The organism is Streptomyces sp. NPDC054841, assembly GCF_053611045.1.
The window spans coordinates 1-6,802 of record NZ_JBSGZO010000454.1 but is presented as its reverse complement, the minus strand read 5'-3'; the positions used below and the strand labels follow the sequence as shown (position 1 = coordinate 6,802).

At 70.8% G+C, this 6,802-nt stretch carries 7 protein-coding genes; 2 read left to right on the top strand and 5 right to left on the bottom strand.

Going from position 1 to position 6,802, the window contains the following annotated elements; translation table 11 throughout:
- Positions 1 to 49: 49 nt before the first annotated feature.
- From ACWGI8_RS36345 to ACWGI8_RS36335, 3 genes are all read right to left on the bottom strand, one after another.
- A complete protein-coding gene (locus ACWGI8_RS36345) occupies positions 50 to 1,075 on the bottom strand; it encodes a 6-phosphofructokinase (RefSeq protein ID WP_453667651.1) in 1,026 nt (341 codons plus the stop codon).
- Positions 1,076 to 1,232: 157 nt separating this feature from the next.
- Complete coding sequence (locus ACWGI8_RS36340) at positions 1,233 to 1,964, bottom strand: type 1 glutamine amidotransferase (protein ID WP_453667649.1); 732 nt, start codon at positions 1,962 to 1,964, stop codon at positions 1,233 to 1,235.
- 17 nt (positions 1,965 to 1,981) lie between these two features.
- Positions 1,982 to 3,229, bottom strand: a complete 1,248-nt coding sequence (locus ACWGI8_RS36335) for a MurT ligase domain-containing protein (RefSeq protein WP_453667648.1) — start codon at positions 3,227 to 3,229, stop codon at positions 1,982 to 1,984.
- A gap of 126 nt (positions 3,230 to 3,355) precedes the next feature.
- Here ACWGI8_RS36335 and def point away from each other — a divergent pair, with 126 nt between their 5' ends.
- On the top strand, positions 3,356 to 3,904 hold the full coding sequence (gene def, locus ACWGI8_RS36330; protein WP_453667647.1) for a peptide deformylase: 549 nt from the start codon (positions 3,356 to 3,358) through the stop codon (positions 3,902 to 3,904).
- A gap of 190 nt (positions 3,905 to 4,094) precedes the next feature.
- Here the strand turns inward: def and ACWGI8_RS36325 are convergent, their stop codons facing one another.
- Positions 4,095 to 4,742, bottom strand: coding sequence for a TetR family transcriptional regulator (locus tag ACWGI8_RS36325; protein WP_453667646.1), 648 nt, complete (start codon positions 4,740 to 4,742; stop codon positions 4,095 to 4,097).
- A 163-nt stretch (positions 4,743 to 4,905) separates the two neighbouring features.
- On the opposite strand from ACWGI8_RS36325, the gene ACWGI8_RS36320 reads away from it, so the two are divergent.
- Positions 4,906 to 6,135, top strand: a complete 1,230-nt coding sequence (locus ACWGI8_RS36320; protein ID WP_453667645.1) for an acyl-CoA dehydrogenase family protein — start codon at positions 4,906 to 4,908, stop codon at positions 6,133 to 6,135.
- Between the two features lie 130 nt (positions 6,136 to 6,265).
- Here ACWGI8_RS36320 and ACWGI8_RS36315 read toward each other — a convergent pair whose 3' ends face one another.
- Positions 6,266 to 6,691 (bottom strand): hypothetical protein, encoded by a 426-nt coding sequence (locus tag ACWGI8_RS36315; RefSeq protein WP_453667644.1) that lies wholly within the window; start codon positions 6,689 to 6,691, stop codon positions 6,266 to 6,268.
- Positions 6,692 to 6,802 lie beyond the last annotated feature (111 nt).

Genomic DNA, 6,802 nt, shown 5'->3' with positions numbered 1-6,802 from the left:
CCCCGGCCGCGTCTGCGACCGGGGGCGGTTCGTCAGCCGGGCAACCCCATCAGAGGACGCACTCGGCCTCGGCGTACCGCTCCGCCGGGACCGTCTTCAGCGTCTCCACGGCCTGCGCCAGCGGGACCATCGTGATGTCCGTGCCGCGCAGCGCCGTCATCATGCCGAACTCTCCGCGGTGCGCCGCCTCCACCGCGTGCCAGCCGAACCGGGTCGCCAGCACCCGGTCGTACGCGGTCGGCGTACCGCCACGCTGCACATGGCCGAGGATCACCGGCCGGGCCTCCTTGCCGAGGCGCTCCTCCAGCTCGACGGAGAGCTGCCGCGCGACGCCGGCGAAGCGCTCGTGGCCGTAGATGTCCTTGCCGCCCTCGTCGAAGTCCATGGACCCCTCGCGCGGCTTGGCACCCTCGGCGACCACGACGATCGCGAACCGCTTGCCCGCCTCGAAGCGCTCTCCGACCCGCCGGGTCAGCTCGTCGATGTCGAAGGGGCGCTCGGGGACGACGATGGCGTGCGCACCGGCCGCCATGCCGGAGTGCAGGGCGATCCAGCCGGTGTGCCGGCCCATGACCTCGACGATCAGCACCCGCTGGTGCGACTCGGCGGTGGTCTTCAGCCGGTCGAGCGCCTCCGTCGCGACTCCGACGGCGGTGTCGAAGCCGAAGGTCACATCGGTCGACGCGATGTCGTTGTCGATGGTCTTCGGCACGCCGACGATCGGCAGACCCGCCTCGGAGAGGAGATGGGCGGCCTTCAGCGTGCCCTCGCCGCCGATCGGGATGATCGCGTCCAGACCCAGCTCGGCGACATGCCCCTTGGCGCGCTCGACGCCGTCACGCAGATGCGCGGGCTGCACCCGGGAGGAGCCGAGGATCGTGCCGCCGCGGGCGAGGATGCCGCCCACCGCGTCCAGGTCGAGCTTGCGGTAGTCGCACTCCAGCAGGCCCTTCCAGCCGTCGTGGAAGCCGATGACCTCGTCGCCGTGGTCGACGACGGCGCGGTGCACGACGGAGCGGATGACCGCGTTCAGACCGGGGCAGTCGCCGCCGGAAGTGAGGACACCAATGCGCATGAGCCCGAATACCTTTGCAACGTGGGCCGACTCCCGGACCACGTCGTCCGGCTCGATCCCCGCCACCCTACCGGCGCCGGGCGGCGGGAACCGAACCGGATGTCCGCACAGTGGACACCGTGGATTCGTACGCCCCCGGGGCCGGGGGTACGGCCCGTCAGGCGGGCTGCTGGGTCGCGGCCGTGATGCGCTCGGCGCGCAGCGCCTCGTACCACCGGTCGTCGGTCGGCGGCAGCGCGTTCACATCGAGGGCCAGCTTCAGCAGCAGATCCGCGATCTGCGGATTGCGGGCCATCACCGGGCCGTGCATGTACGTACCGAAGACGGTGTCGTTGTACGCGCCCTCGGTGCCGTCACCCGTGCCGTTGCCCCTGCCGAGCACGGTGCGGGCGAACGGGCGGGCCGCCGGGCCGAGATGGGTGATGCCCTGGTGGTTCTCGAAGCCCGTCAGCTGCGGCAGACCGAGCCGCGGGTCGATGTCGGCCAGTACGTCGCCGACGCACCGCTCGCCCTCGCCGCGGGTGGAGACGACGTCGAGCAGGCCGAGACCCGCCTCGCGGTCACCCAGGTCGTTGATGAACTCATGGCCGAGGATCTGGTACCCGGCGCACACCGAGAAGATGATCGCGCCGTTCGACGCGGCCCGGCTGAGGCCGCCGTCGCGGCGCAGCCGCTCGGCCGCGAGCCGCTGCGGACGGTCCTCACCGCCGCCGATGAGATAGATGTCGCCGGAGGTCGGCACCGGCTGGTCGCTGCGGACGTCGACGCGGGTGACGTCGAGTCCGCGCTGGCGGGCCCGGCGCTCCACGACCAGCGCGTTGCCCTGGTCTCCGTACGTGCTGAGCAGGTCCGGGTAGACCCAGACCAGCCGCAGACTGCTGTCGCTCATGCTCGATTCCTCTGCGATCAGTTGCCGACGCGGCGGCGTACGTCCTGGAAGGCGGTGTAGTTGGCGATGAGCTCGATCCGTCCGGGCGGGGCGAGCTGCACGGCCTCGTCGACGGACTCGCAGACCCGGAAGTCCAGGCCCGCGACCTCGAGCCGCACGGCCAGGTCGAGCCTGCGGTCACCGATCACGAAGATCGGGTGGCCGGCCAGCCGCGTGTAGTCGACGTCCCACAGCCAGGATGTGTCGGTGCCGTCCGCGCCACGGGCGTTGACGGAGAGGATCACCGGCGTCGGCGGCGGGTCGATCAGCGAGAACGTCTCGAGCCAGCCGGCGGGGTTCTTCGCCAGCAGCAGCCGCAGGTCACGGCCGAGGAAGGACACCACGTCGTAGCGTCCGGCGACGGCCTGCACCTGGTACATGCGCTCCAGGGCGACCTGCGGCGGTACGCCGAAGACCGCGGCGACCGCGGCGGAGGTCGCGGCGTTCGCCTTGTTGGCGCGGCCGGGCAGCTGGAGGTGGATCGGCCACGCCGAACCGTGCGGGTCGAGGACGTGGTCCCCGTGGAGCGCCCAGCTCACGGCGGGCCGGCGGAAGCCGCACTCGCCGCAGAACCAGTCGTCGCCGGGGCGCTGCATCACACCGCCGCAGGCGGGGCAGGACCAGGCGTCGTCCTTCCACTGCTGACCGGCGGCCACCCACACCACGTTGGGGGAGGAGGAAGCGGCCCAGACGATCAGCGGGTCGTCGGCGTTGGCGATGACGACGGCCTTCGTACCGGACAGGCCCTCGCGCCACTTCTCGGCGAGCATCCGGGTCTCGGCGGCTCGGTCCAGCTGGTCGCGGGAGAGGTTGAGCAGCGCGATGGCCTTGGGCGTGGTGTCGCGGGCGACACCGGCCAGATACTTCTCATCGACCTCGATCACGCCGAACTTGGCGTCCGAGCCACCGGCCAGGGCCGAGGTGATGCCCGCCGGCATGTTCGCGCCCAGCGCGTTCGAGACGACCGGGCCGCTGGCGCGCAGCGCCTCGGCGATGAGTCGCGTGGTGGTGGTCTTGCCGTTCGTCGCCGACACCAGAATGACGTCGAGATGCTGTGCCAGCCGGCTCAGCAGATCCGGGTCGAGCTTGAGCGCCACCCGGCCGCCGATCACCGATCCGCTGCCGCGTCCGGCGGCGCGCGACACCGCCGCTGCGGCTTTGCCTGCCGTCACGGCCAGCTTGGCCCGCGGCGACAGCGGCTCTGGATTGCCAGGGTGTCCAGCCATCGTCCTTGATCCTCCTTGCGTCGGTCGGGGCTCAGCCTATCGAGATCCGGCCAGCGGCCCGAACCGCGGCTCCGGGACGAAACCTGGAGGTCATCGCGGCGGCGGTCGGAACGTACCCTTACCGCCATGCGAAACCGTCCGATCCCCGGCAGTTCCGGACTCGTACGAGCCATGAGGCTGCTCGGAGATCCGGTGCTGCACGCCCCCTGCGAGCCCGTCACGGACTTCGGTCCGTCCCTCGCGAAGCTCATCGAGGACATGTACGCGACCATGTACGCGGCCCAGGGCGTCGGACTCGCGGCGAACCAGGTCGGGGTACCGCTGCGGGTCTTCGTGTACGACTGCCCCGACGACGAGGACGTCCGTCACCTCGGGCATGTGGTCAACCCGCGGCTCGTCGGTGTGGACGGGATCACGGTGCGCGGCCCGGAGGGCTGTCTGTCGCTGCCCGGCATCGAGGCGGGTACGCCGCGCTTCGAGCACGCGGTGGTCGAAGGCGTGACGATGACCGGTGAGCCGGTGCGCGTGGACGGGACGGGCTTCTTCGCCCGGTGCCTCCAGCACGAGTGCGACCACCTCGAAGGCGGGGTGTACCTGGACCGGGTCACGGGCTGGCGCCGGGCCCGGGCCCTGCGGGCGGTCCGCCGTGCGCCGTGGTCGCGCCGGTCCGCGTAACCAGGGGTGAGCCCGGGACCCCGTACGGCCCCCGGTCGTTTCTCGATCTCCCCCGGACCTTCGCCCGGGACCCCGGACGGGCCTCTTCTTGAGCCCGTCCCGCGATTGAGGACGGACACGCCGGTTCACGGAACGGTGCCGGGCGCCCCGGTGAGCGGGCATGGCCCGGGTCCGGGGCGGAGCCCCGGCGTCAGAACCCCGGGCTGCCCTCTCGGTCGGCCGCCGCGGCCAGGCGGCCCCACAGCAGATCCGCGAGACTGCTCACCAACTGCTGCCGCGAGCACGGGCGTTCGCCCAGCCACCAGTCACCCGCCCCGTGCATCATGCCGACGATGCCGTGGCCCCAGATCCGGGCCAGATCGTCGCCGCCGGGCCCGAGCTCGACCCGCTCGGCGATGACCTTCGCGAGCTCCTCGCCGAGCCTGCGCAGCAGCGGCGCGGAGTGCAGGCCGACGTCGAAGCCCTGCTCGGACTGGTGGGAGTCCTCGGCGGGGTGCATCAGGAAGCGGTAGACCTGCGGGCGGGCTTCGATCGCGGCGAGATACGTGTCGAGGGTGTGCTCGACCCGCTCCCGCCGGTCGGAACTCGCGTCGATCGCCGTGCGCAGTGCGGCCAGCAGGCCGTCGGTGTGGCGCTTGGCCAGTGCCCGGTACAGCCCGCTCTTGTCGCCGAAGTGCCGGTAGAGGATCGGCTTGGTGATCCCGGCCTCGGCGGCGATGGCGTTCATGGAGGCCTTAGGTCCGTCCCGGAGCACCACACGGTCCGCGGCTTCGAGCAGCTCCCGCCGCCGCTGGTCGGCCGACCGCTGCTGGTCGGTCTGCTGAGTCGTGGTCTCCATAGCGTTCTCCCCGCCCGTGCGAAATCCGTGAGGCCTGCGCAACGTAACACTCCGCAGGGACCCGGCGCCGATCGCGAGGGTGCCGGTTGACAGCTGCTACCCGCTGGTAACAGACTGCGGTTACCGCTAGTAACGCGCGGGTGGGTGCACATCAGGAGGGGACATGACCGAGTTCGCGCTCGATCTCAACGACGACCAGAAGCAGGTCCGTGACTGGCTCCACGGCTTCGCCAGGGACGTGATCCGCCCGGCCGCCGCCGAATGGGACGAGCGTGAGGAGACGCCCTGGCCGGTCATCCAGGAAGCCGCCAAGGTGGGCATCTACTCACTCGACTTCTACGCCCAGCAGTTCTTCGACCCCACCGGCCTCGGCGTCCCGATGGCCATGGAGGAGCTCTTCTGGGGTGACGCCGGCATCGCCCTCTCGATCGTCGGCACCGGCCTCGCCGCCGTCGGTGTCCTCGCCAACGGCACCGAGGAGCAGATCGGCACCTGGATCCCGCAGATGTACGGCGACGTCGACGACGTCAAGGTCGCCGCCTTCTGCTCCTCCGAGCCCGACGCCGGCTCCGACGTCGGCGCGATGCGCACCCGCGCGGTCTACGACGAGGCCAAGGACGAGTGGGTCCTCAACGGTACGAAGACGTGGGCGACGAACGGCGGTATCGCCAATGTCCACGTCGTCGTCGCCGTGGTCGACCCGGAGCTGGGCACGAAGGGCCACGCATCCTTCATCGTGCCGCCGAACACCCCCGGCCTCTCCCAGGGCCAGAAGTTCAAGAAGCACGGCATCCGCGCCTCGCACACCGCCGAGGTGGTCCTGGAGAACGTCCGCGTCCCCGGCTCCTGCCTGCTCGGCGGCAAGGAGAAACTGGACGAGCGGCTCGCCCGCGCCCGCGAGCGAGCCAAGGCGGGCGGCGGCGAGCGAGTCAAGAACGCCGCGATGGCAACCTTCGAGGCCTCCCGCCCCGCCGTCGGCGCCATGGCGGTCGGCACCGCCCGTGCCGCGTACGACTACGCGCTCGAGTACGCCAAGGAGCGTACGCAGTTCGGCCGCCCGATCATCGACAACCAGGGCGTCGCCTTCCAGCTCGCCGACATGCGCACCCAGATCGACGCGGCCCGGCTGCTGGTGTGGCGCGCCTCCTGGATGGCCGTGGCCGGCAAGCCGTTCAACTCGGCCGAGGGCTCGATGTCCAAGCTCTTCGCCAGTGAGGTGGCCAAGAAGGTCACCGCACAGGCGGTCCAGATCCTCGGCGGCAACGGCTTCACCCGCGAGTATCCCGTGGAGCGCATGCACCGCGACGCCGCGATCTACACGATCTTCGAGGGCACGAGCGAGATCCAGCGCCTGGTGATCGCCCGCACGCTGTCGGGGATGCCGATCCGCTAGAACGGCCGCCCGGCGGTGGGCAGGCTTTGCGCTCCTGGCCGCGTGACCAGGAGCGCAAAGGCGGACCGGCTCGGGCTTGTGTGCACTGGCGGTGCGCGGAGCCGGGCAGTTCAGGGCTGGCCGGCTGCGCTCAGGGCTTCTCCTTGCCCTTGTCGTCCTTCTCCTTCTTCACGCAGACCACGTACGCCTCCACCTGAGAGGCCGGGCCGCCGGGGGCGGCGGTGTTCCGTGCGTAGACGGACCAGCTGCCGGGGTTCTCGCCGACGAAGGGCAGGCCGTCGTCGCCCGCGGGGAAGGTGGCGGTGAGGAAGGTCGTGTCGCTGTCGGTGATGACGCCTCCCCCGCCGGTCGCGATCGATCCCTCCGGGCAGTGGACTGTTGCGGTCGCGTCCGCACCCGGCGCCACGTCGACCGGATCGCCGACGTAGGTCGTCACCTTGTACTTGACTTCCTTGCCGCCCCCGGCCGGCTCGTCGGCCGCGTAGGCCGTCGGCACCATGCCGGTCGCGAGCAGCATCGGGACACTTGCCAGAGCGAGAGCTATGGAGCGCTTCAACTCAATTCCTCCTCTTAGGGGTTTGACGTCCGACCTGTCGTTCAGGGCGGATCGCAAACGTTTCTTACGCTAAGAGGGGTATGTTCCATATGCCATTTCGCAGGTCCGAAT

Excerpts from the sequence above, each read along its gene's own strand:
- def (WP_453667647.1), top strand. The coding sequence starts at position 3,356 with ATGCGAAACCGTCCGATCCCCGGCAGTTCCGGACTCGTACGAGCCATG.
- ACWGI8_RS36320 (WP_453667645.1), top strand. The coding sequence starts at position 4,906 with ATGACCGAGTTCGCGCTCGATCTCAACGACGACCAGAAGCAGGTCCGT.
- ACWGI8_RS36325 (WP_453667646.1), bottom strand. The coding sequence starts at position 4,742 with ATGGAGACCACGACTCAGCAGACCGACCAGCAGCGGTCGGCCGACCAG.
- ACWGI8_RS36335 (WP_453667648.1), bottom strand. The coding sequence starts at position 3,229 with ATGGCTGGACACCCTGGCAATCCAGAGCCGCTGTCGCCGCGGGCCAAG.
- ACWGI8_RS36340 (WP_453667649.1), bottom strand. The coding sequence starts at position 1,964 with ATGAGCGACAGCAGTCTGCGGCTGGTCTGGGTCTACCCGGACCTGCTC.
- ACWGI8_RS36345 (WP_453667651.1), bottom strand. The coding sequence starts at position 1,075 with ATGCGCATTGGTGTCCTCACTTCCGGCGGCGACTGCCCCGGTCTGAAC.